This window comes from Frankia canadensis (assembly GCF_900197875.1).
In the GTDB taxonomy this organism is placed as follows: domain Bacteria; phylum Actinomycetota; class Actinomycetes; order Frankiales; family Frankiaceae; genus Frankia; species Frankia canadensis.
Map to the genome: position 1 here is coordinate 1 of NZ_FZMO01000427.1, position 1451 is coordinate 1451.

1 protein-coding gene and 1 pseudogene are annotated in these 1451 nt (G+C 71.8%); both read right to left on the reverse strand.

The genetic code is table 11. The annotated features are described in order from the left end of the window. Positions 1 to 493, reverse strand: a pseudogene (locus C1A33_RS25255) (VWA containing CoxE family protein); the annotation flags it as partial. Positions 494 to 572: 79 nt separating this feature from the next. Further along, a partial coding sequence (locus tag C1A33_RS25260) for an AAA family ATPase (protein WP_207770492.1) occupies positions 573 to 1451 on the reverse strand: 879 nt, incomplete at its 5' end.

Below are 1451 nucleotides of genomic sequence, written 5' to 3' on the forward strand. Positions count from 1 at the left end.
GTGTGGGGTGGGTGGGGGTGAGCTGGGCGGTGACGATGCTGGTGACGCAGGCGCGCAGCCAGTCGCGGTCCTGCGGGCGGCGTCGCAGGTGGGCGGCTTCGATGCGGGACTCCTCGAGGAGCATCGCGGCGTCGAGGACGGCGGGATGGATGGCGGGGGCGGAGGTGGTCCACTGGGTGTGGCGGGCGTGGGCGGCTTCGTGGATGACGGCTCCCCACAGGGCCGGGTAGCGGTAGCGATCAGCGTCCTGGGCGGGGGTGACGGTGGCGGGGTCGAGGGATCCGAGGAGCGTCCCGTCGATCTCGATCGCGGCCTGGTGCGGCAGGAAGCAGGCGGGGGCGCCGTGCCCGGCACCGGGGGTGCAGGCCACTACGAGGTCCTTGCGGCCGGTCAGGGTCGGGAGTTCGGTGGTGAACCGGGCGGACAGGCCGAGCCAGGCGCCTGTCGGGAAGGTCCGGGCAACATGGGGGTCGGTGATCGTGTGCTGGGACACGGCTCTCCTTCAGACATGCGCAGGGAGGGGTGGGGGCGGGCCGGCCCGGTGGGTCGCAGGCACCGGGCCGGCCCCACGCTCAGGGCTGTCGGGTGATCTGCGCGCCGAGGGTCAGGGGGCTGATCCCCCGTCCGTAGACCTGGGCGGCGACCTGGATGACTACGTCGCGGTCCTCCGCCGGGGCGACCCCGACGAGGTTCGCGATCGCGAAGTCGTCATCGACCGCGTCCGCGATCTTCTGGTAGGCGAGGAGTTCCCGTAGCTGCGGCGCCCAGCCGATCTCCCCGGCGGCGCGTTTCGTGGCGAGGTTGCGGCTGACCAGGATCGCTTTCGGGTTGACCCCCAGACTCTCGGCGATCTTGAAGTCGGAGGAGACCTCGATCTGCACGGAGAACCGGGACGACAACGCCTCGGAGAGCACCGCCCCGTGCACCCCGGGGTTGTGACCGGCGATCACGTAGAACCCGGACTCCGCTGTGATCGTTTCGCCTTTGTGGGCCTTGACGGTGATCTCGCCTCGTCCGTCCATTGCCGGGTAGACGACCGCGAGCACCGCCGGGGAGATCAACGTGGCGTCGTCGATGAACAGGGCACGTCCCTGCCGCATCGCCTCGACGAGTGGCCCGTAGACGAACTCGTACCGTCCGCCTGGTGTCTGGGTGTACTCCCCGATCAGGTCTCCGACGGTGGTGTCTCCGTCACCGGCGACGGTGATCAGGTCGCCGTGGGCGGCCTCGACCAGACTTGTCTTCCCGGTGCCGGGCGGGCCGTAGAGCAGGACCGGCACGTTCGCCCCGCGCAGGGTCCGCAGGATCTCCACGTCGGGCAGTCCCGCGAGGGTGCGCGGCCGGTACACCTGCCCGGAGGGGCGCACCACCGCGCCGTCCGGCCTGCTCGGCGGAACGCGCGGCGGCGCGGGGACGGGCGCCTTCGGGGAGGCAGGGCGCGGTGGCCGGGG